The sequence below is a fragment of the Pseudomonas sp. B33.4 genome (assembly GCF_034555375.1).
GTDB lineage: Bacteria > Pseudomonadota > Gammaproteobacteria > Pseudomonadales > Pseudomonadaceae > Aquipseudomonas.
On sequence record NZ_CP140706.1, the window covers coordinates 1547336 to 1573190 of the forward strand.

At 57.5% G+C, this 25855-nt stretch carries 27 protein-coding genes and 1 tRNA gene; 22 read left to right on the forward strand and 6 right to left on the reverse strand.

All coding sequences use genetic code 11. The features are described from left to right. Window positions 1–431: 431 nt before the first annotated feature. The 4 genes from rpoE (at window position 432) to U6037_RS06895 (ending at window position 4248) form a co-directional block, all read left to right on the forward strand. Window positions 432–1013 carry an RNA polymerase sigma factor RpoE gene (rpoE, locus tag U6037_RS06880; protein ID WP_003172477.1) on the forward strand — a complete coding sequence of 194 codons (582 nt, stop codon included), beginning with the start codon at window positions 432–434 and terminating at the stop codon, window positions 1011–1013. Between the two features lie 30 nt (window positions 1014–1043). Then, entirely contained in the window at window positions 1044–1631 is a 588-nt protein-coding gene (locus U6037_RS06885; RefSeq protein ID WP_034153146.1) for a sigma-E factor negative regulatory protein, read from the forward strand. A gap of 8 nt (window positions 1632–1639) precedes the next feature. Beyond that, window positions 1640–2605, forward strand: a complete 966-nt coding sequence (locus tag U6037_RS06890) for a MucB/RseB C-terminal domain-containing protein (protein ID WP_322846229.1) — start codon at window positions 1640–1642, stop codon at window positions 2603–2605. A gap of 209 nt (window positions 2606–2814) precedes the next feature. Further along, window positions 2815–4248, forward strand: coding sequence for a DegQ family serine endoprotease (locus U6037_RS06895; RefSeq protein WP_242204549.1), 1434 nt, complete (start codon window positions 2815–2817; stop codon window positions 4246–4248). A gap of 80 nt (window positions 4249–4328) precedes the next feature. Here the strand turns inward: U6037_RS06895 and U6037_RS06900 are convergent, their stop codons facing one another. Then, window positions 4329–5762 (reverse strand): M48 family metalloprotease, encoded by a 1434-nt coding sequence (locus U6037_RS06900; protein WP_322846230.1) that lies wholly within the window; start codon window positions 5760–5762, stop codon window positions 4329–4331. A 98-nt stretch (window positions 5763–5860) separates the two neighbouring features. On the opposite strand from U6037_RS06900, the gene U6037_RS06905 reads away from it, so the two are divergent. After that, window positions 5861–6100, forward strand: coding sequence for a sulfurtransferase TusA family protein (locus U6037_RS06905; protein ID WP_095119109.1), 240 nt, complete (start codon window positions 5861–5863; stop codon window positions 6098–6100). Between the two features lie 32 nt (window positions 6101–6132). Continuing rightward, window positions 6133–7203 (forward strand): AI-2E family transporter, encoded by a 1071-nt coding sequence (locus tag U6037_RS06910; RefSeq protein ID WP_077571529.1) that lies wholly within the window; start codon window positions 6133–6135, stop codon window positions 7201–7203. 85 nt (window positions 7204–7288) lie between these two features. Here U6037_RS06910 and U6037_RS06915 read toward each other — a convergent pair whose 3' ends face one another. Beyond that, window positions 7289–7762 (reverse strand): peroxiredoxin, encoded by a 474-nt coding sequence (locus U6037_RS06915; RefSeq protein WP_322846231.1) that lies wholly within the window; start codon window positions 7760–7762, stop codon window positions 7289–7291. 10 nt (window positions 7763–7772) lie between these two features. Then, window positions 7773–8333: a glycine cleavage system protein R gene (locus U6037_RS06920; protein ID WP_038358363.1), complete on the reverse strand. Its 561-nt coding sequence runs from the start codon at window positions 8331–8333 to the stop codon at window positions 7773–7775. Window positions 8334–8663: 330 nt separating this feature from the next. Here U6037_RS06920 and dapA point away from each other — a divergent pair, with 330 nt between their 5' ends. The 7 genes from dapA to U6037_RS06955 all read left to right on the forward strand — a co-directional run bounded on the left by dapA (window position 8664) and on the right by U6037_RS06955 (window position 13472). Next, window positions 8664–9542, forward strand: a complete 879-nt coding sequence (dapA, locus tag U6037_RS06925; protein ID WP_322846232.1) for a 4-hydroxy-tetrahydrodipicolinate synthase — start codon at window positions 8664–8666, stop codon at window positions 9540–9542. 17 nt (window positions 9543–9559) lie between these two features. Next, the gene (bamC, locus tag U6037_RS06930; protein ID WP_034153155.1) at window positions 9560–10675 is read left to right on the forward strand and encodes an outer membrane protein assembly factor BamC; all 1116 of its coding nucleotides are present in this window, start codon (window positions 9560–9562) and stop codon (window positions 10673–10675) included. Window positions 10676–10681: 6 nt separating this feature from the next. After that, a complete protein-coding gene (locus tag U6037_RS06935) occupies window positions 10682–11443 on the forward strand; it encodes an MBL fold metallo-hydrolase (protein ID WP_007911390.1) in 762 nt (253 codons plus the stop codon). A gap of 28 nt (window positions 11444–11471) precedes the next feature. Then, entirely contained in the window at window positions 11472–12185 is a 714-nt protein-coding gene (gene purC, locus U6037_RS06940) for a phosphoribosylaminoimidazolesuccinocarboxamide synthase (protein ID WP_077571533.1), read from the forward strand. Between the two features lie 83 nt (window positions 12186–12268). Next, window positions 12269–12358: transfer RNA gene (locus tag U6037_RS06945), tRNA-Ser, on the forward strand. A 204-nt stretch (window positions 12359–12562) separates the two neighbouring features. Beyond that, window positions 12563–13276: a zeta toxin family protein gene (locus tag U6037_RS06950; protein WP_322846233.1), complete on the forward strand. Its 714-nt coding sequence runs from the start codon at window positions 12563–12565 to the stop codon at window positions 13274–13276. A gap of 13 nt (window positions 13277–13289) precedes the next feature. Then, a complete protein-coding gene (locus U6037_RS06955; protein WP_322846234.1) occupies window positions 13290–13472 on the forward strand; it encodes a hypothetical protein in 183 nt (60 codons plus the stop codon). A 213-nt stretch (window positions 13473–13685) separates the two neighbouring features. Here U6037_RS06955 and U6037_RS06960 read toward each other — a convergent pair whose 3' ends face one another. Further along, the gene (locus U6037_RS06960; RefSeq protein ID WP_016984684.1) at window positions 13686–13877 is read right to left on the reverse strand and encodes a YegP family protein; all 192 of its coding nucleotides are present in this window, start codon (window positions 13875–13877) and stop codon (window positions 13686–13688) included. Between the two features lie 278 nt (window positions 13878–14155). Between U6037_RS06960 and U6037_RS06965 the strand changes: the two genes are divergently transcribed. The 6 genes from U6037_RS06965 (at window position 14156) to U6037_RS06990 (ending at window position 19852) form a co-directional block, all read left to right on the forward strand. After that, complete coding sequence (locus U6037_RS06965; RefSeq protein WP_322846235.1) at window positions 14156–15121, forward strand: glycosyltransferase family 2 protein; 966 nt, start codon at window positions 14156–14158, stop codon at window positions 15119–15121. A 3-nt stretch (window positions 15122–15124) separates the two neighbouring features. Then, on the forward strand, window positions 15125–15835 hold the full coding sequence (locus U6037_RS06970; protein ID WP_322846236.1) for a class I SAM-dependent methyltransferase: 711 nt from the start codon (window positions 15125–15127) through the stop codon (window positions 15833–15835). Then, a complete protein-coding gene (locus U6037_RS06975) occupies window positions 15832–16218 on the forward strand; it encodes a GtrA family protein (protein ID WP_322846237.1) in 387 nt (128 codons plus the stop codon). Before U6037_RS06970 ends, U6037_RS06975 begins: the two co-directional genes overlap by 4 nt. Next, window positions 16215–18311: a DUF6311 domain-containing protein gene (locus U6037_RS06980; protein WP_322846238.1), complete on the forward strand. Its 2097-nt coding sequence runs from the start codon at window positions 16215–16217 to the stop codon at window positions 18309–18311. Before U6037_RS06975 ends, U6037_RS06980 begins: the two co-directional genes overlap by 4 nt. A gap of 73 nt (window positions 18312–18384) precedes the next feature. Then, window positions 18385–19305 carry a LysR substrate-binding domain-containing protein gene (locus tag U6037_RS06985; RefSeq protein ID WP_194933718.1) on the forward strand — a complete coding sequence of 307 codons (921 nt, stop codon included), beginning with the start codon at window positions 18385–18387 and terminating at the stop codon, window positions 19303–19305. 181 nt (window positions 19306–19486) lie between these two features. Next, entirely contained in the window at window positions 19487–19852 is a 366-nt protein-coding gene (locus U6037_RS06990) for a 5-carboxymethyl-2-hydroxymuconate Delta-isomerase (RefSeq protein ID WP_322846239.1), read from the forward strand. 3 nt (window positions 19853–19855) lie between these two features. Here U6037_RS06990 and U6037_RS06995 read toward each other — a convergent pair whose 3' ends face one another. Together U6037_RS06995 and U6037_RS07000 are read right to left on the reverse strand one after the other, a co-directional pair. Next, entirely contained in the window at window positions 19856–20791 is a 936-nt protein-coding gene (locus tag U6037_RS06995) for a LysR family transcriptional regulator (RefSeq protein ID WP_322846240.1), read from the reverse strand. 176 nt (window positions 20792–20967) lie between these two features. Next, window positions 20968–22158, reverse strand: coding sequence for a cyanate transporter (locus U6037_RS07000; RefSeq protein WP_322846241.1), 1191 nt, complete (start codon window positions 22156–22158; stop codon window positions 20968–20970). 414 nt (window positions 22159–22572) lie between these two features. Here U6037_RS07000 and U6037_RS07005 point away from each other — a divergent pair, with 414 nt between their 5' ends. The 3 genes from U6037_RS07005 to U6037_RS07015 all read left to right on the forward strand — a co-directional run bounded on the left by U6037_RS07005 (window position 22573) and on the right by U6037_RS07015 (window position 25809). Beyond that, the gene (locus tag U6037_RS07005; RefSeq protein ID WP_322846242.1) at window positions 22573–24222 is read left to right on the forward strand and encodes a phosphoethanolamine--lipid A transferase; all 1650 of its coding nucleotides are present in this window, start codon (window positions 22573–22575) and stop codon (window positions 24220–24222) included. A 163-nt stretch (window positions 24223–24385) separates the two neighbouring features. Beyond that, the gene (rnd, locus tag U6037_RS07010; protein WP_322846243.1) at window positions 24386–25519 is read left to right on the forward strand and encodes a ribonuclease D; all 1134 of its coding nucleotides are present in this window, start codon (window positions 24386–24388) and stop codon (window positions 25517–25519) included. Then, window positions 25516–25809 carry a YcgL domain-containing protein gene (locus U6037_RS07015; RefSeq protein ID WP_158954030.1) on the forward strand — a complete coding sequence of 98 codons (294 nt, stop codon included), beginning with the start codon at window positions 25516–25518 and terminating at the stop codon, window positions 25807–25809. The genes rnd and U6037_RS07015 overlap by 4 nt, the downstream gene beginning before the upstream one ends. Window positions 25810–25855: the final 46 nt, after the last annotated feature.

A 25855-nucleotide genomic window follows, 5' to 3' on the forward strand; every position in this document is an offset into this window, starting at 1 on the left:
GCATTGTGAAACTACTGCGTAGGAAAAAACCGCGTGCTTCGTCGGAAGTTTTTTTCACCCTTTTGGGTAGAACACGACTGTATCGGCGCTGAAACAGGATTTTTCTGCCCTGGGTTGCCCAATGTCCGGGCGGTGCGGCTATAAATAATTGGAACTTTTGCCAAAGGCCCAAGATCAATAGTCGGTGCCAGAAACAAGGGACGTGTCGGCTTCAGTGCGGAATCTGCGGTTGGATTCCTGCCCGGCGAAACCGATAACAAGATTATTCGCGCAGCCGGTTTATCCCGCGCTGCGTTTTTCGTGCGTGCCAAATCAGAGCCCGCAGGAAACTTGCCTGGAGGGGGAGAACTTTTGCGAAAAGCCCGAGTCTATGTTTGCAAGTCTGGTCGTTTAGTTATGCAAGTCTCCTTCGGGCTTATCGAGGAGTGTTCATGCTAACCCAGGAAGAGGATCAGCAGCTGGTCGAGCGCGTTCAACGCGGCGACAAGCGAGCTTTCGATCTGTTGGTGCTGAAGTATCAGCACAAGATTCTCGGGTTGATCGTGCGTTTTGTGCACGACACCCATGAAGCCCAGGACGTGGCTCAGGAAGCCTTTATCAAGGCGTATCGAGCACTTGGAAACTTTCGCGGCGACAGTGCGTTTTATACGTGGCTGTACCGTATTGCCATTAACACGGCGAAGAATTACCTGGTTTCACGCGGCCGCCGGCCGCCGGATAGCGATGTAAGTTCCGAAGACGCAGAGTTCTACGATGGCGATCATGGCCTCAAGGATCTCGAGTCCCCAGAACGTGCACTGCTGCGGGATGAGATCGAAGGCACCGTCCATCGAACCATTCAGCAACTGCCAGAGGATTTGCGTACGGCTTTAACTTTACGTGAATTCGATGGTCTGAGTTACGAGGACATTGCGAGCGTCATGCAATGTCCGGTGGGTACCGTGCGCTCCCGGATTTTCCGCGCCCGGGAGGCCATCGATAAAGCCCTGCAGCCGTTGTTGCAGGAAAACTGAGACAGCGGCGACAGCCAAGAGAGGAACGCCATGAGTCGTGAAGCCCTGCAGGAATCGCTGTCCGCAGTGATGGATAACGAAGCGGACGAACTGGAATTGCGTCGAGTGCTCAATGCACTGGACGATGTTGATACCCGTGAGACCTGGGCTCGTTACCAGATCGCTCGGGCAGCCATGCACAAGGATCTGCTGCTTCCACGTCTGGATATCGCTGCGGCAGTGTCTGCTGCACTGGAAGACGAAACGGCTCCGGCCAAAGTATCTCGCAGCCCATGGCGCAACCTCGGCCGTCTGGCTGTTGCGGCCTCGGTGACTGTTGCCGTTCTGGCCGGTGTTCGCCTGTACAACCAGGACGAAATCGCTGGTGTCGAACTGGCTCAGCAATCCAATCAGCCAACCCTGGCCACTCCACAGGTCAAAGGTCCGGCTGTTCTGGCAGGCTACAGCGAGAGCTCGGAAGCCACTGGCCCGATGGCTAACGGCGTACTGCAAGGTCAGCCAGGCTGGCACGATCAGCGTCTGCCAGGTTACCTGCGCCAGCACGCTCAACAGGCTGCACTGAAAGGCACTGAAAGCGCGTTGCCATACGCACGTGCAGCAAGTCTGGAAAACCGTTAAGGAGGATCATGCGCGCCATACCTCTACTTTCGCTTCTGCTAAGCGGCTGGTTCATTGTTCCAGCCCACGCTGATGAGGCCCAGGACTGGTTGACCCGTCTGGGCCAGGCCGAGCAGCAGCAAAGCTTTCACGGCACATTCGTTTACGAGCGTAACGGTAGCTTTTCTACCCATAACATCTGGCATCGCGTCCAGAATGGCCAGGTCCGCGAGCGTTTACTCCAGCTCGACGGCTCGGCGCAGGAAGTCGTGCGCGTTGATGGACATACTCAATGCGTCAGCGGCACCCTGATTGCCGGGCTGGGGGATTCTCCGAACTCAGCCGCTCGTCCTCTCGATCCGCAAAAGCTGAAAAACTGGTATGACCTTGCCGTCATCGGCAAATCGCGCGTGGCTGGGCGAGACGCAGTGATCGTATCGCTGACGCCTCGCGATCAGCATCGTTACGGCTTTGAATTGCATCAGGACAAGAAAACCGGCCTGCCGCTGAAGTCGTTGTTGCTGAACGACAAAGGGCAGTTGCTCGAGCGTTTCCAGTTCACCAGTCTTGATACTGACGAAGTCCCTTCGGACAAAGACTTGCAGGCCGATGCCGACTGCAAGGCGATTACGCTCGACAGCGACAAGGCTTCGGCCGTCAAGACTGCGCAGGTATGGCATTCGGACTGGCTGCCGCCAGGTTTCGAACTGACCAGCAGTACTTCGCACAAAGATCCGGAAACCAAGACCCAGGTCAACAGCTTGCTGTATGACGACGGTCTGGCGCGTTTTTCGGTTTTCCTTGAGCCATTGAACGGCGCAACCGTTACTGACACGCGGACTCAACTGGGCCCGACCGTTGCCGTTTCCCGCCGCCTGACCACGCCTGAAGGCGAAATGATGGTGACGGTGGTCGGCGAAATTCCGATTGGCACCGCCGAACGAATTGCTCTGTCGATGCGTAACACTGATGGCACTGCCACCAGCAAGCAGTGAGCTGATTCAGTCACTACCACTTCTTCGTCGAGACGTAGATGAAATGTTTGCTGAGCATTTTCATTTGCAAATACCCCGAAAATTTTTTATAGGTCAGAGCCTCACGGCTCTGGCCTTGTTTGTTGTTGCCGGAACAAAAATGCCGGTCGGTGGTTTACGGTGTTCCTTGCTCCATATCGCTTAACCCTGCTCGTCGTAACGGGAGCTGTATGTCGATACCAAGTTTGAAATCTTATCTCTCCATTTTCGCCACTGTGCTGTTGCTCGGTCAGGTGGTCCCTGCTGCGCAAGCGGCCGATCTGCCTGACTTCACCCAATTGGTCGAACAAGCTTCGCCAGCCGTGGTGAACATCAGTACCACGCAGAAACTACCGGATCGCAAAGTGAATCAGCAGATGCCTGACCTGGAAGGTCTGCCGCCGATGCTGCGCGAGTTCTTCGAGCGTGGCATGCCGCCTCAGCAGCGTTCGCCGGGCGGCGGTGGTCGTCAACGTGAAGCGCAATCGTTGGGCTCAGGCTTCATCATTTCACCGGATGGCTACATCCTGACCAACAACCACGTGATCGCCGATGCTGACGAAATCCTCGTGCGTCTGGCTGATCGCAGCGAAATGAAAGCCAAACTGATCGGCACTGACCCACGTTCCGACGTGGCTCTGCTGAAAATCGAAGGCAAGGATCTGCCGGTGTTGAAGCTTGGCAAATCCCAGGACCTGAAAGCCGGTCAGTGGGTTGTCGCAATCGGTTCGCCATTCGGCTTTGACCACACCGTGACCCAAGGCATCGTCAGCGCCGTCGGCCGCAGTCTGCCGAACGAAAACTATGTGCCGTTCATTCAGACCGACGTGCCGATCAACCCGGGTAACTCCGGTGGTCCGCTGTTCAACCTGAACGGTGAAGTGGTCGGGATCAACTCGCAGATCTATACCCGCTCCGGCGGCTTTATGGGCGTGTCGTTTGCGATTCCGATCGACGTAGCGATGGACGTTTCCAATCAGCTGAAAAGCGGCGGCAAAGTCAGTCGTGGCTGGTTGGGCGTGGTCATCCAGGAAGTGAACAAGGATCTGGCCGAGTCGTTCGGTCTGGAGAAGCCTGCCGGCGCGCTGGTTGCGCAGATTCAGGATGATGGCCCGGCAGCCAAGGGTGGCCTGCAAGTCGGCGACGTGATCCTGAGCATGAACGGTCAGCCGATCGTCATGTCTGCTGACCTGCCGCATCTGGTTGGCGCACTGAAAGCTGGTGCAAAGGCCAATCTGGAAGTAATTCGTGAAGGAAAGCGCAAGAACGTCGAGCTGACGGTTGGCGCGATCCCTGACGAAGACAAAGAGCTTGATGCACTGCCGAAGTCCGGCGCTGAAAGTACCAGCAACCGCCTCGGTGTTTCGGTGGGCGAGCTGACCGCCGAGCAGAAGAAAACCTACGACCTCAAAGGTGGTGTGGTGATCAAGGAAGTGCAGGACGGTCCTGCGGCGTTGATCGGTCTGCAGCCAGGTGACGTGATCACGCACCTGAACAATCAAGCCATCGGCTCCTCAAAGGAGTTCGGCGAGATCGCCAAAGCGCTGCCGAAGAATCGTTCGGTGTCGATGCGCGTACTGCGTCAAGGTCGTGCCAGCTTCATCACCTTCAAGCTGGCGGAATAATCCAGCGCTAAGGTAAAAAAAAACCGCCTCGAAAGAGGCGGTTTTTTTATGCCTGAAGCTTTTGTGCTGGCGGGTAACGATCAGCCCATCATGTCCTTGATCATGCGTTCCTGCTCCATCAGCTCACGCTGACGAGCATCGATGCGTGAAGACAGCGGGAAGTTGCTGCCTGCCTTGCGCTTGGCGAAATCGAGCTGCTGGATCGCCTGACGATAATCACCCACCAGTGCAAAGTACTCGGCACGTGCTTGATGCAGGCCGATGATGTTGCCCGACAAACCACGGGTTTCGGCGACTTGATACCAGACATCCGGATCATCCGGACGTGACTTGAGCAATGCTTCCAGCGCTTTTTCGGCATCAGGTGCGCGATTCTGTTTGAGCAACAGATCCACTCGAACCTGATTCAACGGATAGTTGCCCGGATATTGCGTGAGCATCCGGTCAACCCGCGATTGTGCATCCGGCAAACGATTATTGGTGATGTCCAGATCGATCTGGGCGAGGTTGTAGATGATTTCGTTTGGCGACGTGGCCAGCAATTGCTTGAGATTCTCGCGAGCCTCGTTCAGCTGGCCGCCCTTGATCTGCGCAATCGCCAGACCGTAGCGCGCCACGTCGTTTTTCGGATTTTCATCCAGTTGCGCACGGAAGCGCTTCGCACCCAGGCCCGGAGTTTCTTCGTAAATCAGTTGCACGCGGGCCCGGATCAACTGATAGCGCTTGGAGTCTTCGATACCGCCCGGTTTGGCCTGTTCGGCACGGTTGCGGGTATCGGCGATACGCGATTCGGTGACCGGGTGAGTCAGCAGGAATTCCGGGGGCTTGGCGTCGAAACGGTACTGGCGCATCAGGCGCTCGAACATGGTCGGCATCGAGCGCGGGTCATATCCGGCCTTCTCCAGATTGAGGATACCGATGCGGTCGGCTTCCTGTTCGTTCTGGCGGGAGAAGGTGCGTTGCGATTGAATCGCCGCTGCCTGCGTACCGGCAATTGTGGCGATGCCTGCGTCACCGCCACCGGCCGCCGCGATGACGATGCCGGCCAGCAACGCGGCCATCATCGGCACTTGCATCCGCTGCGAAGCTTCGACGCCACGCGCAAAGTGGCGTTGCGATAAGTGCGCCAATTCGTGCGCCAGTACCGATGCGTATTCACCCTCGGTCTGCGCATTGAGGAACAGACCGCCGTTGACCCCGACCACACCGCCCGGCGCTGCGAAGGCGTTGAGTTGCGGGCTGTTGATCAGAATGAACTCAAGGCGCCGGTCAGTGACCTGGCTGGTCTCCACCAGTTTGTAAACGCTGGATTCGACGTAGTCCTTGAGCTGCGGATCGTTGAGCTGTGAAACCTGGCTACGCAACATCGCCAGCCAGGCGCGGCCCAGCTGATATTCCTGTTGCGGCGAGACAATGGCAGAACTGGCGTCGCCGAGTGACGGTAGATCGTCGGCAAAGCCTGGTGAGGCGAGCAGGCAAGCGAGCGTCAGCAGGGTAGGGCGCAGAAAAGTCATGCACAAAGCCTTAGAAGACAAAGACCTTACTGTAGCCGGACACCGGAGCTGCGACCAGATATTCTAGGCAGCTCGACGACCCGAACCGGAGTGACGCAATGACTGACGCTGTAGCCCATGACGTGGAACTGGACGCCAGTGGCCTGAACTGTCCGTTGCCGTTGCTCAAGGCAAAAATGGAACTCAACAAACTCGAGAGTGGCGCCGTTCTCAAGGTGATCGCTACCGACGCGGGCTCGCAGCGCGACTTTCGCACCTTTGCCAGGTTGGCCGGTCATACCCTGCTGCGCGAAGAAGACGAGGCGGGCGTCTACCGTTACTGGTTGAAAAAAGCCTGAAACCGACAGCGTAAAAGACCTAAGGATTATTGATGTTCAAAGTGTTACGCGACTGGATTCAGCGCTATTTCTCCGATGAAGAAGCGGTGGTGCTGGCGGTGCTGCTGTTTCTCGCCTTTACGGCCGTGCTCACCCTCGGCGGCATGCTCGCGCCGGTGTTGGCGGGGATGGTGCTGGCGTACCTGATGCAGGGCCTGGTGGTCACGCTGGAGCGCCTGCGCGTGCCGGGTGGTGTGGCGGTGGGGCTGGTGTTTGCGCTGTTCATGGGCGTGTTGATGCTGTTTATCGTGGTGGTGCTGCCGTTGCTCTGGCATCAGTTGATCACCCTGTTCAATGAACTGCCGGGCATGCTCGCCAAATGGCAATCGCTGCTGTTATTGCTGCCGGAGCGTTATCCGCATCTGGTGTCCGATGAGCAGGTGCTGCAGGCGATCGAGGCGGCGCGCGGCGAGATCGGCAAGTTCGGCCAGTGGGCGCTGACATTCTCACTGTCGAGTCTGCCGTTGCTGGTGAACATCATGATCTATCTGGTGCTGGTGCCGATTCTGGTGTTTTTCTTCCTCAAGGACCGGGTCATGATCGGCGAATGGGTGCGTGGCTACTTGCCGCGTGAGCGTGCGTTGATCACCCGGGTTGCGCAGGAGATGAACCGGCAGATTGCCAACTACATTCGCGGCAAGGTCATCGAGATCGTGATTTGTGGTGGCGTGACCTACATCGCTTTTGTGGCGCTCGGATTGAATTATGCGGCGCTGCTGGCGTTGCTGGTCGGTGTGTCGGTAGTGGTGCCGTATGTCGGTGCCGTGGTGGTGACCGTGCCGGTGTTGCTGATCGCGCTGTTTCAGTGGGGCTGGAGCGATCAGTTCATCTATTTGATGGCGGTGTACGGAATCATTCAGACACTGGATGGCAACGTGTTGGTGCCGTTGCTGTTCTCGGAGGCGGTCAACCTGCACCCGGTGGCCATTATCTGCGCGGTGCTGTTGTTTGGCGGGTTGTGGGGATTCTGGGGGGTGTTCTTTGCGATCCCGCTGGCGACGCTGTTCAAGGCGGTGCTGGATGCGTGGCCGCGCCAAGAGCCGGCGGTGGCACCGCTGCTTTAAAGCAAAAGATCGCAGCCTGCGGCAGCTCCTACAGGGAAACGCATTCCAAATGTAGGAGCTGCCGAAGGCTGCGATCTTTTGATTTTCAGGCTTTATTCAGCGCTTCAGCAGCAGCCAGAACTGCATCAACATGCCCCGGCACTTTCACACCACGCCATTCCTGGCGCAGCACACCGTTCTTGTCGATCAGGAATGTGCTGCGATCAACGCCCAGGTATTCCTTGCCGTACAGTTTCTTCAACTTGATCACGTCGAACAACTGACAAACAGCTTCGTCCTTGTCGCTGATCAGCTCGAATGGAAACTCCTGCTTGCACTTGAAGTTCTCGTGGGACTTCAGGCTGTCGCGCGAAATGCCGAAGATTTCCGTGTTGGCAGCCTTGAAGGCCGCGTACTGATCACGAAAGCCCTGGCCTTCAGTGGTGCAGCCCGGCGTGCTGTCCTTCGGGTAGAAGTAGATCACCACTTGCTTGCCCTTCAGGGCAGACAGGCTGACAGTCTGCCCGCTGGTGGCAGGTGCTGCGAAATCGGCAACCGGTTGGTCAATGACAACGGCCATGAAAGCTTCCTTACATTGGGTTCTGTGGGCGCCAAGGCTCGATCAGTGCGTCCAGGTTCATCGCATCCGAGAAGTCGAGGAACTGGTCGCGCAGCCAACTGATCTGGGTGCCGGCCGGCAGGGTCACGGTGAACGTGGCGTTGAGCATGGTGCCGCCAGTTTGCGGCGCCTGATAGGTGTCGCAGGTCAGGTTTTCCAGCTCGACGTTGTGATCCATGAAGAACTGGCACAACTCATTGATGATGTCCGGGCGATACGCCGAACTGACGTAAGCCACGTACGGCAGCGCCTGCGGACGATTTTCCAGCGGTGCGCTGCGCACCACGTTGGCGGTGAAAGCGTGTTTCTTGGCCAGGCCCGGCAGGCTGCCTTCCAGGCGGGCGAGGGCGTCCCAGCTGCCGGAGATCTCGAGGATCAGCGCACTGCACTCGCCATGGCGGGTCAGGCGCGAAGTAACCACGGCGCAGCGATTTTCATGGCTGGCGCGGCACAGGACGTTAGTCAGCTCCATGGGGTTGGCGCCAAGGGCACTGATGACAAGGAATTGTTCGCGAACTGTGGGGGTGGACATGCAGCATTCCTAAAGCGATGAGCGGTCGGTAGGTTTACGGGCGTTGGCTGCCGGGGAGTGCCTGTTCTGGCTATCCGTACTAAAAGCCCCGGCAAGCGCTCGCGGCTCGCTCCACTATAGCGGGAGCGCGTCGATGCGACGCAGGAACGGGGTCTGGGAGGCCGAAAAGGGAGGCTGGAACCCGGCGTACAAGCTGATCAGTACCGATCAAAGTCTGAAGGGTAGCGAAAAGCGGCGCCAAGGGGAATGGCGGCAGCGCAGTACTTCGCTTGTGCAAGCATCTTGGCGCCAGTACCATTACCGCTCTCTTTTTCCGGCAGGAGCGGTTTCATGATTGCGGGCAGTATGGTGGCACTGGTCACTCCCATGGATGCACAAGGGCGTCTTGACTGGGACAGCCTCAGCAAACTCGTGGACTTCCATCTCAAGAACGGCACCCATGCCATTGTCGCGGTCGGTACTACCGGCGAGTCGGCAACCCTTGATGTAGAAGAACACATCGCCGTCATCAAAGCCGTGGTCAAACAGGTTGCCGGGCGCATTCCGGTCATCGCCGGCACTGGCGCCAACTCGACCCGCGAAGCCGTCGAGCTGACCCGCAACGCCAAAGAAGCCGGCGCCGATGCCTGCCTGCTGGTCGTGCCGTACTACAACAAGCCGACTCAGGAAGGTTTGTATCAGCACTTCAAACACATTGCTGAATCGGTCGACATTCCACAGATTCTCTATAACGTTCCTGGCCGCACGTCGTGCGACATGCAGGCCGAGACTGTGATCCGCCTGTCCACCGTGCCGAACATCATCGGTATCAAGGAAGCCACTGGCGACCTGAAGCGCGCCAAAGCGATCATCGAAGGTGTGAGCAAGGATTTTATCGTGCTGTCCGGCGATGATCCGACCGCCGTTGAACTGATCCTGCTGGGCGGTAAAGGCAACATCTCGGTGACTGCCAACGTCGCGCCGCGCGAAATGGCCGACCTGTGCGAGGCCGCGCTGAAAGGCGACGCCGACACCGCAAGGGCGATCAACGAAAAACTGATGCCGCTGCACAAAGACCTGTTCATCGAAGCCAACCCGATTCCGGTGAAGTGGGCTTTGGTTGAAATGGGCCTGATGCACGAAGGCATCCGCCTGCCACTGACCTGGCTGAGCACACCTTGTCATGAAACGCTTCGCACGGCCCTGCGCCAGTGCAGCGTCCTGGTTTAATTGAGGAAGTACAACGCATGAAGCGAATGGCCGGACTTTCCGCACTTGCCTTGATTATCTCCAGCACCAGTGGCTGCGGATGGGTCTGGGGGCCGGAAGGTTATTTCCGCGACCGTGGTAGCGATTACCTGCAAGCGCAACAGACTGCACCGATGCAACTGCCGCCGGAAGTCAGCACTTCCAAGCGTCTGGATCCGCTGTTGCCGATCCCGCGTAACGTTGCTGATGACACCGCCAAGGGTGAATACATTGTGCCGCGTCCTCAGCCGCTGTCGGCCGTTGCCGATGCCAGCGATTACTCGCTGCAGAAGAGCGGTGATTCGCGTTGGGTCGTGGCCCAGCATCCGCCGGCCGAAGTCTGGCCAGTGGCGGTGCAGTTCTTCCAGGACAACGGGTTCCGTCTGGACGAGCAGCGCCCGCAAACCGGCGAATTCACCACCACTTGGCAGCATTCCGATGAACTGTCCGCGTCCATGGCCAAGCGCCTGAGCGCAGCCGGCATTGCCAGCGACAGCGAAACCCGTGTGCGTGTTCGCATCGAGCCGGGCGTGCAGCGCAACACCAGTGAGATCTACGTGGTCAGCGCCGAGCGTCCTGCCGGCAGCACTGCCGACGTCGCCTTCACCAACCGTTCGGTCAACACTGGCCTGGACGCAGCACTGGTCGACGACATGCTCGCAAGCATGAGCCGAATCTCCGAGAAGGGCGGTTCGGTGTCGATGCTGGCCTCGCGTGATTTCGATACCCCAAGCCGTGTCAGCCTCAGCGAAGACGGCAGCGGTAACCCGGTGTTGAACGTCGGTACCGATCTTGACCGTGCCTGGTCGAGTGTTGGCCGTGCGCTGGAGCAAGGCGAATGGCGCGTTGAAGACATCAACCGCAGCCTCGGCCTGTACTACATCAACCTGGCCGAAAAAGCCGAGAAGAAAGACGACAAGCCTGGTTTCTTCAGCAGCCTGTTCGGCAGCGCGCCGAGCAAGGAAGAAGTTGAAGCCCGTGCCGAGCGTTATCAGGTTCGCCTGAGCAAGGTTGGCGAGAACATTCAGGTGACCGTCGAGAAAAACATCAACACCGTCGCGCCGGCTGAAGTGGCACGCAAAGTGTTGAGCGTGATTCAGGACAACCTGGGCTGATCAACCATGCGTTTTGCCGTTCTCGGCAGCGGTAGCCAAGGGAACGGCACGCTGATCGCCAGTGCTGATACGTACGTGCTGGTGGATTGTGGTTTTTCCCTGCGGGAAACCGAAAAACGCCTTTTGCGCCTGGGTGTGAACCCGGCGCAACTGAGCGCGATACTCGTAACCCACGAACATGCCGACCACGTGCATGGCGTGGGTTTGCTGTCTCGGCGCTACAATCTACCGGTCTACCTCAGTCGCGGCACACTGCGCGGGATGCGCAAACCGATTGAACCCGCAGGCTTTCTGGCCGGCGGCGAGCAACTGCAGATCGGTGCACTGAACATCGGGGTCATTGCCGTGGCCCATGATGCGCAGGAGCCGACCCAGTATGTCTTCAGTGATCACGAGCAGCGGCGCTTCGGCCTGCTGACCGACCTGGGTTCCTACTGCGAGCGGGTGCTGGACGGTTATCGGGATCTCGATGCGTTGATGATCGAGTCCAACCATTGTCGCGACATGCTGGCCCGTGGTCACTACCCGTACTTTCTCAAGCAGCGGGTGGGCGGCGAGCTGGGACATTTGAATAACCATCAGGCGGCATTCCTGGTGTCCGAGTTGGGCTGGCAGGGTCTGCAACACCTGGTTCTGGCCCATCTGAGCAGCAAGAACAACCTGCCGCAGCTGGCCCGGCAATGTTTTGTCGACACCCTCGGGTGCGACCCGGACTGGCTGCAATTGGCCGATCAAGATTCAGGGCTCGACTGGCGCCACATCGCCTAGCCCATCTACTTAGCAAGCGGAGCCCATCATGGAAAAACGTGAAGAACTCTACCGCGGCAAAGCCAAATCGGTTTACAAGACCGACGACGCTGACCGCTTGATCCTGCTGTTTCGCAACGACACCTCGGCGTTCGACGGCAAGCGCATCGAGCAGCTCGACCGCAAAGGCATGGTCAACAACAAGTTCAACGCCTTCATCATGCAGAAACTCGAAGCGGCCGGCATTCCGACCCAATTCGACAAACTGCTGGCCGACAACGAAGTGCTGGTGAAGAAGCTCGACATGATCCCGGTCGAGTGCGTCGTGCGTAACTACGCCGCCGGCAGCCTGGTCAAGCGTCTGGGCGTTGAAGAGGGCCTGAAGCTCAACCCGTACACCTTCGAACTGTTCCTCAAGGACGACGCCAAGGGCGACCCGTTCATCAACGAATCCCACGTTGTGGCATTCGGCTGGGGCACCGCCGAGCAACTGGTTCGCATGAAAGAACTGTCGCTCAAGGTCAACGAAGTCCTGAGCAAACTGTTCGACGACGCCGGCCTGCTGCTGGTCGACTTCAAGCTTGAGTTCGGCGTGTTCAGCGACGGTTCCATCGTCCTCGGCGACGAGTTCAGCCCGGACGGCTGCCGTCTGTGGGACAAGGACACCAAGAAGAAAATGGACAAAGACCGCTTCCGCCAAGGCCTCGGTGACGTCATCGAAGCCTACGAAGAAGTCGCCAATCGTCTGGGCGTACCGCTTTAATCGACGCAAGCATCTGATAGCACGAACAAATTTTCGAAAGAGGGTTTGCTTTCGGTAAAAGTGTTGTTATGATGCGCGCCGTTGGAGAGATGCCAGAGTGGCCGAATGGGACGGATTCGAAATCCGTTGTACCTTCACCGGTACCTAGGGTTCGAATCCCTATCTCTCCGCCATTACATAGAAAAAGCCCCGTAGCTGAGAAGCTACGGGGCTTTTTTGTTTGCGCTGTGAAAAGGCTCAAGAAGGGGGTGATTGGTTGTTCGAGCAAAGAGATGCGTAGCTATTCGATCCAGCGGAAGGTTACTTTTTGATTTGTTATCTCGATGTATGGCGAATCGTAATGGATGATAAATTCCGTTCATACCGAGGAGAAATTGATGACATTGCTAGAGCAGGCGGTAGCTGAGCGCGCTGTAGTCTTTGCAATGGCTAATCGTACTCGTATTGCGCGTGAGATGGCGTGTATAACCGAATATCCCCGTGATGAGCACCCGGTTTCAGTATTTATGGCAGGTTCTCCTGGCGCGGGTAAAACGGAAATCTCCAAATCATTTATCAATCTGATGGGAGTAGGTGGTTCCCGTCCTCTGAGAATCGATCCGGATGATTTCAGGCTCTTCTTTTCTGAGTATAACGGCCGTAATTCCAGCCTTTTTCAGCGAGCAGTCACAACGATAGTCGAACGGACCGTTGATTTGGTTTATCAGCAAGGGCAATCATTTTTACTGGATGGAACGCTCGCGAACTATGAGGTCGCACGAAGAAACATTCAGCGCACTCTTGATAAGGAAGGCAGATCAGCTCAGATCATTTACGTTTACCAACGACCTGAGCTAGCGTGGGAATTTGTACTGGCGCGGGAGGAAACTGAAGGGCGAAATATTCCATGCAACGAGTTCGTGCGACAGTTTTATGCTTCGAAAACGACGGTCTGTGAACTTAAGCAGGAGTGGGGCAATTCGTTAAAAGTAGATGTAATCCTTAAAAACACCGATGTGGGAACGCTGACATCGGCATTGACCTTTCAGCTGACGAAATTGACCGTTTCGTTACCCAGCCCTATGATCAGAACGAACTGCAACGTATTTTGAACGGAGTAGCCTTATGAAAGGCGAAAGCGACGAAACCAAGAAAAAGGCAGCATCGACCACGATGTCTGATTTTTTTCGTACTGGATCCGTACAGGAAAGGCGAGAAGCCTACCTTGTTGCGGCAAACGAAGCGATTGCGATGCAAAAAGCAGTAATTCTGACTGCGAAAAAGCTCAGATCAGAATCTTGCAAGTAATGTTGCGAATATTTTCAACCTGAAAGCCCAGCGTGTTTGCTGGGTTTTTCGTTTGTGGATAAGTGCCTGGTCGACCAGGTGCTATTTTCGGAATCTTATTTTTTGAATGCACACGAAAGCCCCACTGCATCAAATCAGGGGACTTTCCCATTTCTGCAGGAAACACACCACTTCCCGCATCCAGTCATTCACAGCAGTGAATGCCACAAACCATTAAATCTCCTTAACCGGCGTCTCCCCCTGCACAGCCTTGATCAACCCGATCACATGCAAGCAATCCGCCTTGTTCACATAAGACTCGCCACTGGCGATCGTCTCGTGATTACCCGCCCTCAACCTCCAGCGCCATTGTCCCTTGCCGGTACTCGGGGTGCCTCTGGATTGCCTGTAAATCTCGAAATACATTCAGTTCGCTCCATGCGATTGATTTTGTGCGACAGCCTGTGTGGCGCATGGTCGCAAGCCTAGCGCAGACGGTTTTTTTGGCTATCGGACATTTGTTTCCAATCGTTCGCGGATGTTTCTGAAGGGCGCGGGCTAGAGCGCACGGATAAGCGTCTGGATTGGCCAATATGACGCCGTCTGCTCCTTGCAACGCCGTCGACGCTCCTGCTTAATACGGGACGGCTCATGGCGTCGAACAGCGTTCGGCGACCGACAAACACTATAAAAAGAGCACTCCTTTGACTGAGTACGGAACGCAACAGGCCGGGCAGGTGACGTTATCGCTGGTGGTCCCCGTATTTAACGAGGAGGACAGTCTCGACACGTTTCTGCGGCGCATCAATGAAGTCTTTCAGGCACAGACGTTGATCGCTCTTGAACTGGTGTTCGTCAACGACGGCAGCACCGATGCCACGCTCGAACGCTTGCTCGAACATCAGCGCCAGGATGCGCGTCTGCGCATCGTCGACCTGAGCCGCAACTTCGGCAAAGAAGCGGCGTTGTCCGCCGGTTTGCAGATCGCGACCGGGCGGATCGTGGTGCCAATTGACGCCGACCTGCAAGACCCGCCGGAGATCATTCTGCAGATGATCGAGCGCTGGCGAGAAGGCTTCGAGGTGGTGCTCGGTCACCGCATCAGTCGTCGCAGCGACACCTGGGCCAAGCAGACCTCGGCCCACTGGTTCTACCGCCTGCACAATAAAATTGCCGAACAGCCTTTACCCGAAAACGTCGGCGATTTTCGTCTGATGGATCGCTGCGTGGTCGATGCCTTGCTGACGTTGCCCGAATCCCGGCGCTTCATGAAAGGCCTGTTTGCCTGGGTTGGCTTTCGCACCACCCACGTCGATTACGAACGTCCGGAGCGCGTAGCGGGGCAGAGCAAATTCAATGGCTGGCGGCTGTGGAATTTCGCACTGGAGGGCATCACCAGTTTCAGCACCGAGCCATTGCGGGTCTGGACGTATGTCGGTGCGCTGGTATCGCTGGTGTCCTTTGCCTTCGCCATTTTCATTGTCGTGCGCACATTGATTCACGGTGTCGACATGCCCGGTTATGCCTCGCTAATGGTAGCCGTAACCTTTCTCGGTGGGCTGCAATTGATCGGCATCGGGGTGCTCGGCGAGTACCTGGGCCGCACCTATATCGAATCCAAACGCCGGCCGGTTTTTCTGGTGCGTCGCGTCTACGACCCCAAGGACTGACACATGGATCTCAAGGAAACCGACATCCTCGGCGACAGCATCAACGAGCATTGGTATTACTGCTCGAAAGCTGCAGCCACCAGGCGATTGCTGGGCGATGCCCGCATCAGCCGAATCCTCGATGTCGGCGCCGGCTCGGGATTTTTTTCCCATCATTTGCTGACGCATACCGATGCACGTGAAGCGTGGTGCGTGGATATCAGTTATCCCGCCGACTCCAGCGCCACCACTGCCGGCAAACCGGTGCATTACCGTCGCGCAATTGAAACCATCGATGCCGATCTGGTGCTGTTGATGGACGTGCTGGAGCATGTCGATGACGACCTCGGCTTGCTCAAGATGTATGTCGATAAAGTGCCATCGGGGAGTCGCTTCCTGATGACAGTGCCGGCATTCCAGTTCTTGTGGAGTGGTCACGACGACTTTCTCGAACACAAGCGCCGCTACACTCTGGCGCAGTTCGAAACACTGGCACGTGACGCGGGTTTGACGGTACAGCGCGGTACCTATTATTTCGGAGCGGTGTTCCCGATTGCGGCGGCGTTGCGTTTGTTGCCGCAAAGCGCCCAGACCCAGCCGGTGCGTTCGCAACTCAAACGCCATCATCCGCTGGTGAATGGCGTGCTCAAGACCTTGTGCAGCCTCGAGTTACCGTTGATGGGCATGAACCGTCTCGCCGGTTTGAGTGTTTTTGTGTTGGCGCAAAAACCGTGACTTCAGGCGAAAAGTCAGCGCTGATTCAGCGTGGTTTGCGCTTTGCCCTGACCGGTCTGTTCGTCACTGCGCTGCATGCGCTGGTGGCGGTGCTGTTCATCAACTTCATCGCCGCGCAACCGCCGCTTGCCAATGGTGTGGCGTTTGCCGTGGCGACGGTGGTGTCCTACGTAATCAATACCACCTGGAGTTTTTCTGCCCGACTGCACGGGCGAACACTGCGGCGTTTTCTATTGGTTTCCACGGGTGGGTTTTTCCTCGCGATGTTCGTTGCCTGGGCGGCGCAGATTGCCGGGTTGCCCTATCTGCTGGGCATCGTTGCAGTCGCGCTGACAATTCCGGCATTCACCTTTGTCTTGCACAATTTCTGGACGTATCGATGAAGGCTTCACGAAACCATCCGGCGTTGGGCGTTTTGCCATTGTTGCTCGGCGTGTTGGCGTTTTTCTGCGTGATCGGGCCGCAAGCGCTGGATCCGCAAAACATTGCCTGGCTGGAGCAGGGCGATCCGGCAACGCATTATCTGGGCTGGGAATATTTCCGCCATTCACCCTGGACCTTTCCGCTCGGGCTCAACCCGTTCTATGGTCTGGAACTGGGCAATTCGATCATTTTTTCCGACTCCAATCCGCTGTTGGCGCTGCTGTTCAAACCGTTCAATGGCTGGTTACCGGCGACCTTCCAGTATTTCGGACTGTGGCTGCTGGCGTGCTTCGTGCTGCAAGCCTGGTTCGCCTGGAAACTGCTGGGGTTGATGACCGGCAATCCGCTGATTCGCTTGCTGGGCACCGGTTTGCTGGTGGTCTCACCACCGATGTTCCTGCGCATGGGCGGACACCTTTCTCTGTCCGGGCATTTTCTGATCCTGGCGGCGCTGTACCTGGCGTTGTTGCCGAACCTGTCTCGACGACGCCTGGCCTGGGGCGCGTTACTGGCGGTTACGGCGATGGTGCATGCGTACCTGCTGGCGATGGTGGCGCTGATCTGGGTGGCGGATCTGCTTGGCAAGACCTTCAGCCAACAACTGACTCGGCGCCAAGGGCTGCTCGAAGGCGTTTCGCTGTTTGCCGTGGTGAGTGTGTGTTGCTGGCAGGCCGGGTACTTCGCCATTGCTGACGGCGGGCAATCCGGTGGTTTCGGTTTGTACCGGATGAATCTGCTGTCGCCATTGGATCCGGCAGGCTGGTCGTTCATTTTGCCGAATCTGCCGAAAGCCAGCGGCGATTACGAAGGCTTCAACTACCCGGGCCTCGGCGTGCTGTTGCTGGTGCCGTTGGCACTGATTGCCTGGGTGAGGAACCGCCAGCCCGTGAAGGAAGAGCTTCGCGTTCGCCCCTGGTTGTTGCTGGCGTTGATCGGATTGGCTTTGTTCGCGCTATCGAACCAGATCGGTGCCGGCGCGCACACGTTCAGCTACCCGCTGCCGAAAATCGCCCTCAAACTGGCCAATGTTTTTCGCGCTTCGGGACGGATGTTCTGGCCGGTGTTGTACGCGCTCATCCTGATGGTGATGTTCCTGCTGGTGCGCGGTTACCAGCCACGCATCGTCGTCGCGCTGCTGGCACTGGCATTGACGATACAGATTGTCGACACACGCAACGGCTGGATGGGTTTGCGCAACAGCAAGATGATCACGCCCTCCGCAGAATGGGCAACGCCGATGCGCGATCCGTTCTGGGCGAGTGCAGCGGCGCGGTACTCGAAGGTGCGCAGTCTGATGCCACAGAATCAGTCCGAACGCTGGCAAGTGATTGCCGATTTCGCCGCGACCCATGGCCTGAAAACCGATGCTGTCTATTTGGGGCGCATGAGTGCCAAAGCACTGGATCAGGCCAGGCAGAAAACGCAGCGCATGCTCGAATCAGGGCAATACGATGCCGACTCGTTGTACATACTCGACGATTCCGTGCTGGCCGATGCTGCCAAAAGTGTCAACAGTGAAACCGATCTGCTGACCAGAGTAGATGACCTGGTGGTGCTGGCGCCGGGCTGGAAGCGCTGTTCGCAATGCTTGAGCATGCCGGATGAAGGTCGGCGAATGTCATGGATGGCGCTGTCCCGTCCCGGTCAGGTCATGACGTTCAACCACACCACCCGGCAGCTCAGCAGCGGTTGGTCGACCCCGGAAAACTGGGGAACATGGTCCGCGGGGCAGCAGGCGCAGATTGACTTGCGGGTGACACCCGAAGCACGCTCGATTGCACTGGAGGTCATGGCATTCGTTCTGCCGCAACACCCGGCGCAGCGAGTGATTGTCAGTTTGAATGGCGAGCAGGTGCTGACCACGCGGCTGACGCAACTTCAGGATAATCATCTGGAAATCCCGATCCCTGCGGCGATCCGCGAGCAGCTGGTGGACACTGATCGCCTGACGATCGAGCTGCAATTACCCGACGCCATCAGCCCGGAACAAATGGGCCTGAACGACGATTCACGGGTCATGGGCCTGGGCTTGAAGCGCTTGACGGTGAACTGACGCACTGTGGCGATGGACGCCGGGGCCTGCGCCTTTCTACACTGCCGGTATTCCGGGGGGCAGGGGGTAAAGGATGAACCGCAATGAACTACGCAAGGCTGACATAAACCTGATGGTGGTGTTCGAGACCTTGATGCTTGAACGCAACGTGACCCGGGCCGCCGAGAAACTGTTTCTCGGTCAGCCGACCATCAGTTCGGCACTTAACCGCTTGCGCACGATGCTTAACGATCCGCTGTTCATCCGCGTCGGTCACCGCATGGAACCGACTGCCCGCGCCGAAGATATTTTCCGCCATCTCAAGCCTGCGCTGGATTCGCTGTCGGTGGCGCTGAGCCTGACCCGCGATTTTGATCCGGCCGTCAGCACCATGACTTTCCGCATCGGCCTGTCCGATGACGTCGAATTCGGCCTGCTGCCGCCGCTGTTGCGTGCGCTGCGTCAGGAAGCGCCGAATGTGGTGTTTGTGGTGCAACACGTCGATTACTGGCGAATTCCCGATCTGCTGGCGGCGGGCGACATCACTGTCGGCATCAGTCAGACCCGTGGTCTGCCGGCCAACGCCAAACGCAAACTGTTGCGGCACATCCAGCCGAGCATCCTGCGCGCCGACGCCAGCGACACACCGCTGACACTGGATGAATATTGCGCGCGTCCGCACGTACTGGTTTCGCACACCGCCAATGTCAGTGGTTTCGCTGATGAGTGGCTGGCGGAGCTCGGTCGTACCCGTCAGGTGGTGCTGTCGGTGCCGCAATACAGCGCGTTGCCGGCGCTGCTGGCCGGTACTGATCTGATCGCCAGCCTGCCGGATTACACCGCGGCCGCCATGGCCACCTCCGGGTTACTGTTCAAGGAGCCGTTTCCGTTCAAGACGCCAACGCTGGATCTGTCGATGGTCTGGCTCAGCCACGTGGACAGCGACCCGGCCGAGCGCTGGTTGCGCTCAAGGCTGGAGCAATTCATGAGCGAACGGCCACTGACCCCGGTCTGACGAACATCACATACCGTGTGGGAGCGAGCTTGCTCGCGAAAGCGGCGTATCAGGCACCTTGAGTGTCGCTGAACGAGCGCATTCGCGAGCAAGCTCGCTCCCACATTGGAAAGTCACCGGGAGGGTAGGACAGAGCTGTGCTATATGTACGACCTTTCTGCCAACTCACCGGGGAACTGCAATGCCACACCTGCATATGGAATACACCGCCAACCTGCCGCAGTTGAACGCCGACGTCGCGTTGATCCGCCTGAACAACACCTTGGTGGGTTCCGGGCAGTTCGCGGCGGAGTTCGATATCAAAAGTCGCGCGGTGAAAGTCGAAACGTTCAAGGTCGGCACCGCCATGGCCGAGCGCGGTTTCGTCTATGTGAAGCTGGCGCTGCTCAGCGGGCGTTCGCCGCAGATCAAGAAGCAGTTGTCAGAAAGCCTGTTGGCCGTCTTGCAGGACTTGTGCGAATGGCCGGCCGGCGTCGAAGTGCAGCTGTGTGTCGAGCTGGTCGATATGGATCGCGAGTCTTACAGCAAAACCGCGATTGGCGCGTAGGATTCAGGCCGTTTCCAGCTCGTTGCACACATTGACCACCTGCTCGCGCAACCACAGGTTGGCGCTGTCCTGATCAACGCTCTGGCACCACTGCATGTCGAGGGTAAAACCAGGCAAGCCGTTCGGCGCTTCACAGTGATTGAACACTGCTTCGTTGGTCAGCAAACGCTGAATACGGCGGGGCAGGGTGAGGATGAAGTCAGTCCCGGTGATCATTTTCAATGCCGCGCTGTAGCTGTTCGAGCGCGCGACGATCTGGCGCTTCTGCGCCTGCCGTGCCAGCCAGCCATCGACCATGTTGGTGGTCGACGTCCACGGCGTCGGGAACACATGCCGGCGTTCGGTAAAGGCCTGCAGGCTCAGGCGCGGTTCCAGTGGCGTGGCACGTTTGTCGAAGACGCAGACCAGATCATCTTCCAGCAGCATCCGTGATTTCAGGTCGGTGTGATGGCGGTGGAAGTTGGGGCCGAAGCTGATCACCAGATCGAGGCTGCCGTCGCGCAGTTCATCCGCCGGGACGTCGGTCTCGAACTTGTGCATGTTGACCATCACTGGCAAATCATCGAAATCGAAACGCTTCAGCAGGCGCGGCAGAATCAGTTGCTCGAAGTATTCCGGCGCGCAGATGTTGAAGGTGACGGCTTGCTGGGTCGGGTCGAACGTGGGCGCGCCAGCATGGCACAGGTTGATGCTTTCGAGGATCTTCTGCACGTGGCCATACATGGTGCTGGCCTTGTAGGTCGGACGCATGCCAGTGCGGGTATTGATGAACAGTTCGTCCTCGAAACTTGTGCGCAGTTTTTTCAAACAGTAACTGACGGTGGACTGGCTGACGAACAGGGTTTCTGACACATCGGTGACGCTGCTCTGCTCATAAACGGCGATAAACACCATGAGGTCCTGCATGTCGAGCTTTCGAAGCAAGTTACTGTTCAGCATCCGTTCTGTCTCGCTGTGCTCCTTGCGCTGAATCCGCGCAAACGTGTGCGAATGATCCTAACGGAACGATGGTGCCAGGACAAAGCCCTGTAGGACGTTTCACGGTCAGTTGTGGGACAGAAAGTTTTAGTAACACGACGTCGCCGATCAAAGCGCGGAAAGATGGCCAGAGGCCTTTAGCTTGAGCCCCGAAAGTGCCGCACGTAATGCCGAGGATCGAAGCGCCACACCATCAGCAACATCAAACCCATCACGGCCATCAATGACCACCAGGCCCCTTCGAAGCTGCCGAGTCGATCGCGGATCATTCCGGCCAACAACGGCGAGAGGCCAGCGATCAAGTAGCCGATACCCTGCACGAAAGCGACCAGGCCCCCGGCACGTTGCGGATTGTCGAGGTGGTCGAGAGAGACAATCAGACTCATCGGAAACAGACCGCCGATACCCAGACCCAACAGGCAGGGCCACAGCAGGCTGAACTGTTGCGGGCTGAGGATCAGGCCGCAAAACCCGCCGATGATCAGCGTCAGCAGCGCCATCAGAATCACGCGCCGATCCTGACTGCGATTGGCGATAGCAGGAACCACCAAGCCGGAAATTACCTCCATGGCCGTCAGAAAACCTAACAGCAGCCCGGCGTTTTGTTCGCTCCAGCCTTTTTCCACGTAGTACGGGGCGAGCCAGGCAAGCACACAGGTGTAGGACGCGGTACCCAGCCCAAAGAAGATCGCCAGAAGCCAGGCGCGAGGATTGCTGAAAAAGCGATCCTCACGCTTTGCCGACACCACGGAGGGCAGATGGCGGCGTTGCGACCACCAGAACACCAGTGCGAGCAAAGCGAGGATTGCCCAGATTGCCAGACCACTGCGCCAGCTGCCGGTTTGCACCATGACCAGCGGTGCAAGCGAGGCGGCAATGGCCGCACCGCCCATGATCGAAGTGACGTACAAACCCATGCACAACGAGACGTTATTGGTGAAGCGCGATTTGATCAACACCGGCATCAATGCCTGAATCAGCGCAATACCGATCCCGGCCAGCACCGCGCTGACGATCAGTTGAAATGCCGTGTCGATAAACAGCCGTGACAACGTTGCCAGCGCGATGATCAGCAATGACAGCAGCACCGTTCGTTGCTCACCCAAACGCTGACTGATGCCGAGGCCGACAAACATCGCCAGTCCCATGGCCATTACCGGCAACATGGTCAGCAGTGCGGCGAGGCTGAAACTGAGCGCAATATCATTGCGAATCGCAGACAGCAGGGGACCGACCGCAGCCATCGACGGGCGCAGGTTGAGCGCAACGAGGATGATGGCGAACATCAACCAGACAGCAGGACGGGCGGTGGCGCGGACATTATCCATCTTCAAACCTTTGGGCGGGGCTGGTGATTAGGCGCTCAGCCGTCTGGCCCGAGCAAACCAGAAAACCCTCAGCAGTATTTAAAAAGTCGATACCCCGCCACTCTCGGTGGAACGAGCCTGCTGGCGAAAGCGGATTGTCTGCCGGCGAAAATATCGAATGTGCCGGCCTCTTCGAGAACAGGCTCGCCCCCACAATGTGCAGCCGTGTTGTTTTTTCTGAATCAAAGCTGAACCATTCTCAAATACTTCACAAGTTTCTTTGTATTGCCGAAAGCCAACTAATCGTTGGCGTCTTTTTCACAAAAAATTGATGGTTACCTGCTTAACATTTGTACTGCCTTGGTTAATGAATTTTTCACAATCGAATTTTTCGTCATTAACTAGGGCTCTTCTTTTCAGGAATCGCCCACCTTTATGTTGAAGTTAAAAGCCGCGCGCCCGGAATGGGTGACGTTGATCGCCAGCGCCTTTCTTTTGATCGGTTTCAATTTTGTCCTCTGGCAGCATCTCTTTGAAATCACCGCCGCCGATGGCAAAGGCATCGCCATGCGCGTGGCTTTCGGGGTGATGATTCTCGCGGCGTTCAACATCGTGCTGACGTTTATCGCCTTTCGGCCGGTGCTTAAGCCAGCACTGATATTGATTTTTTTGATCAGTGCCGGGGTGGCTTACTTCATGAGCCAATATGGCGTCATGATTGATGCGGGCATGTTGCGTAACTTTGCCGAGACCAATGCCACAGAAGTTCGCGACCTGCTGTCGTTGAAGTTGTTTGCCTATATTTTATTTCTCGGGGTTTTGCCCTCCTGGTTGTTGTGGAAGTTGCCGGTTAAATATCGTCGCTGGCACCGTGAGTTGTTCAGCAAAGTTATTGTCAGTGTGGCCTCGGCAGCCGTTATCGGTGGTGTTGCCTTGGCCAACTACCAAGGGCTGTCTTCGCTGTTTCGCAATCACCACGAAATTCGCCTGATGCTGGTACCGAGCAACTACATTGGCGCATCGGCCGGTTACCTGCGTGAGCAAGTGGTCTCGTCGCAGCAACCGTTCGTCAAGATCGGCGAAGACGCACAGCGCAATCCCGATTTGAAACTTCAGCCGCGCAAATCCCTGACCGTGCTGGTCGTGGGTGAAAGCGCTCGCGCAGAGAACTTCGGCATCCTCGGCTATGACCGTGACACCACGCCGAAACTCGACAAGGAAGCCGGGTTGATCGCCTTTACCGATGTGCATTCCTGTGGCACGGAGACTGCCGTTTCGGTGCCGTGCATGTTCTCCAACATGGGCCGCAAGGATTACGACGCCAGTAAGGCGAAAAATGAAGAAGGTCTGCTCGACGTGCTCAAGCGTGCCGGTATCGACGTGATCTGGCGCGACAACCAGTCTGGCTGCAAAGGCACCTGCGATCGGGTCACCCTGCAGGATGTCAGCAACCTGAAAGACCCGGCGCTGTGTGCCAACAGCGAATGCCGTGACGAAATCCTCCTGCAAGGTTTGCAAAGCTTTATCGATCATCTGGACAAAGACACGGTGCTGGTCCTGCACCAGATGGGCAGTCACGGCCCGGAATACTTCAAGCGTTACCCGAAGGAATACGAGCACTTCACCCCGGTTTGCGAAAGTAACGCGCTGAACAATTGCAGCCGCGAAAGTATCGTCAACGGTTACGACAACACATTGGTGTATACCGACCATGTGCTGTCGAGCCTGATTGATGTGTTACGCAGCAATCAGGACAAAGTCGATACCGCCATGTTGTATCTGTCGGACCACGGCGAGTCGCTGGGCGAGTACAACCTGTTCCTGCACGGCACGCCCTACATGCTCGCGCCGGAACAGCAGAAACACGTGGCGATGCTGGCGTGGTTCTCCGACAACTACCAGAAAGCCTATTCGGTCGACACGCATTGCTTGCAGATGAGTCGCGATAAACCGTTGAGCCAGGACAATCTGTTCCACTCGATGCTTGGCCTGCTGGAGGTCAAGAGCAAGGTCTATCAGCCGGATCTGGACATGTTTGCCGGTTGCCGTGGCGCGGTGATCGACGGCGTACTGGCCAAGGACTGAGCCGTTTCGCGCCTGTCGTTCTGACGCGACGGGCCTGTCTGTTTCCTCTGTCAGACTATTCTTGCTCTTTGGCAGGACATTTCGTTATAGCTCTTGCCCTTCGCAGGCGCGTAAATCGCCAGTGGCGATATATACTGCGCGCCATTCTTCAAGGGAGAGCCGTGTGGCCATCGATATTCACTGGATTCGCGACAACGAAAGCCTCGCGCAGTTTTGCGCCGAGTGGCAGCAACTGCCGTTCGTTGCCCTCGACACCGAATTCATGCGGGTCGACACCTTCTACCCGATTGCCGGTTTGTTGCAGGTGGGCGACGGCAAACGTGCTTACCTGATCGATCCGCTGACCATCAACGCTTGGCAACCGCTGGCCGCTCTGCTGGAAAACCCGGCGGTGCTGAAAGTCCTGCACGCGTGCAGCGAAGACCTCGAAGTGCTGTTGCGCCTGACCGGCAGCCTGCCGGCGCCGATGTTCGACACGCAACTGGCCGCTGCCTATCTGAACCTCGGGTTCTCGATGGGCTATTCGCGGTTGGTGCAGGAAGTGCTCGGCATCGAGTTGCCGAAAGGCGAGACCCGCTCCGACTGGTTGCAACGTCCGCTGTCCGACACGCAAATCAGCTACGCCGCTGAAGATGCCGTGCATCTGGCGGAAGTTTTCGTACAGCTGCGGCCGAAACTGTCTGACGACAAATTTGCCTGGGTGCTGGAGGACGGTGCCGAACTGGTCGCCAACCTGCGCCGCGAAACCGACCCGTACGAGGTCTACCGCGACGCCAAGCTGGCGTGGAAACTCTCGCGTGCGCAACTGGCCGTCCTGCGTGAACTGTGCGCCTGGCGTGAAACCGAAGCCCGCGCCCGCGATCTGCCGCGTAACCGCATTGTCCGCGAACACTCGTTGTGGCCGCTGGCCCGCACGCAGCCGGACAATCTTGCGGCGCTGGGCAAGATCGAAGACATGCACCCGCGTACCGTGCGTCAGGACGGTCAATTTCTGCTTGATCTGATCAAGCGCTCTGGCAGTGTGGGGCCTGATCAATGGCCGCCTGCCGTACCTGAGCCGTTGCCGATTGAAGCGGCTGCATTGATCAAACAACTGCGCGCACTGGGCCAGGCCGAGGCCGAGCGTCTGGGCATCGCGCCGGAACTGATGCTGCGCAAGAAAACCCTCGAAGCCTTGGTCAAAAGTGGCTTCCCCGAGGGTCCTTACCAATTGCCTGAGTCGTTGCGTGGCTGGCGCCGCGAACTCATGGGCCAGAAGCTGCTCGACAGCCTGGCCACCGCCGGAGAACAGCCTTGAAACGTATTTGTTCCATCTACCAAAGCTCCAAGCGCAGCGGCATGTACCTTTATGTGCTCAAGAGCGATGCTCTGGAGCGTGTGCCGGAAGCGCTGATGCTGGCGTTCGGCAAGCCGAAGCATTCCTTTGATCTGGTGCTGTCGCCCGAGCGCAAACTGGCCAGTGAAGACATCGTCTTGGTCCTGGAAAACCTCGACAAGCAGGGCTACCACCTGCAAATGCCACCGGCCGAAGACGAGTACATCGAGCATTTGCCCGAAGAGTTGCTGCGACGCAACGATCCGGTCTGATCTGCGAGGCTCTGTTCTGAGTCTCGGTTTACCCTGGAACTGTTTA

Coding starts and splice junctions, on each gene's coding strand:
- rpoE (WP_003172477.1), top strand. CDS start 432: ATGCTAACCCAGGAAGAGGATCAGCAGCTGGTCGAGCGCGTTCAACGC.
- U6037_RS06885 (WP_034153146.1), top strand. CDS start 1,044: ATGAGTCGTGAAGCCCTGCAGGAATCGCTGTCCGCAGTGATGGATAAC.
- U6037_RS06890 (WP_322846229.1), top strand. CDS start 1,640: ATGCGCGCCATACCTCTACTTTCGCTTCTGCTAAGCGGCTGGTTCATT.
- U6037_RS06895 (WP_242204549.1), top strand. CDS start 2,815: ATGTCGATACCAAGTTTGAAATCTTATCTCTCCATTTTCGCCACTGTG.
- U6037_RS06900 (WP_322846230.1), bottom strand. CDS start 5,762: ATGACTTTTCTGCGCCCTACCCTGCTGACGCTCGCTTGCCTGCTCGCC.
- U6037_RS06905 (WP_095119109.1), top strand. CDS start 5,861: ATGACTGACGCTGTAGCCCATGACGTGGAACTGGACGCCAGTGGCCTG.
- U6037_RS06910 (WP_077571529.1), top strand. CDS start 6,133: ATGTTCAAAGTGTTACGCGACTGGATTCAGCGCTATTTCTCCGATGAA.
- U6037_RS06915 (WP_322846231.1), bottom strand. CDS start 7,762: ATGGCCGTTGTCATTGACCAACCGGTTGCCGATTTCGCAGCACCTGCC.
- U6037_RS06920 (WP_038358363.1), bottom strand. CDS start 8,333: ATGTCCACCCCCACAGTTCGCGAACAATTCCTTGTCATCAGTGCCCTT.
- dapA (WP_322846232.1), top strand. CDS start 8,664: ATGATTGCGGGCAGTATGGTGGCACTGGTCACTCCCATGGATGCACAA.
- bamC (WP_034153155.1), top strand. CDS start 9,560: ATGAAGCGAATGGCCGGACTTTCCGCACTTGCCTTGATTATCTCCAGC.
- U6037_RS06935 (WP_007911390.1), top strand. CDS start 10,682: ATGCGTTTTGCCGTTCTCGGCAGCGGTAGCCAAGGGAACGGCACGCTG.
- purC (WP_077571533.1), top strand. CDS start 11,472: ATGGAAAAACGTGAAGAACTCTACCGCGGCAAAGCCAAATCGGTTTAC.
- U6037_RS06950 (WP_322846233.1), top strand. CDS start 12,563: ATGACATTGCTAGAGCAGGCGGTAGCTGAGCGCGCTGTAGTCTTTGCA.
- U6037_RS06955 (WP_322846234.1), top strand. CDS start 13,290: ATGAAAGGCGAAAGCGACGAAACCAAGAAAAAGGCAGCATCGACCACG.
- U6037_RS06960 (WP_016984684.1), bottom strand. CDS start 13,877: ATGTATTTCGAGATTTACAGGCAATCCAGAGGCACCCCGAGTACCGGC.
- U6037_RS06970 (WP_322846236.1), top strand. CDS start 15,125: ATGGATCTCAAGGAAACCGACATCCTCGGCGACAGCATCAACGAGCAT.
- U6037_RS06980 (WP_322846238.1), top strand. CDS start 16,215: ATGAAGGCTTCACGAAACCATCCGGCGTTGGGCGTTTTGCCATTGTTG.
- U6037_RS06985 (WP_194933718.1), top strand. CDS start 18,385: ATGAACCGCAATGAACTACGCAAGGCTGACATAAACCTGATGGTGGTG.
- U6037_RS06990 (WP_322846239.1), top strand. CDS start 19,487: ATGCCACACCTGCATATGGAATACACCGCCAACCTGCCGCAGTTGAAC.
- U6037_RS06995 (WP_322846240.1), bottom strand. CDS start 20,791: ATGCTGAACAGTAACTTGCTTCGAAAGCTCGACATGCAGGACCTCATG.
- U6037_RS07000 (WP_322846241.1), bottom strand. CDS start 22,158: ATGGATAATGTCCGCGCCACCGCCCGTCCTGCTGTCTGGTTGATGTTC.
- U6037_RS07005 (WP_322846242.1), top strand. CDS start 22,573: ATGTTGAAGTTAAAAGCCGCGCGCCCGGAATGGGTGACGTTGATCGCC.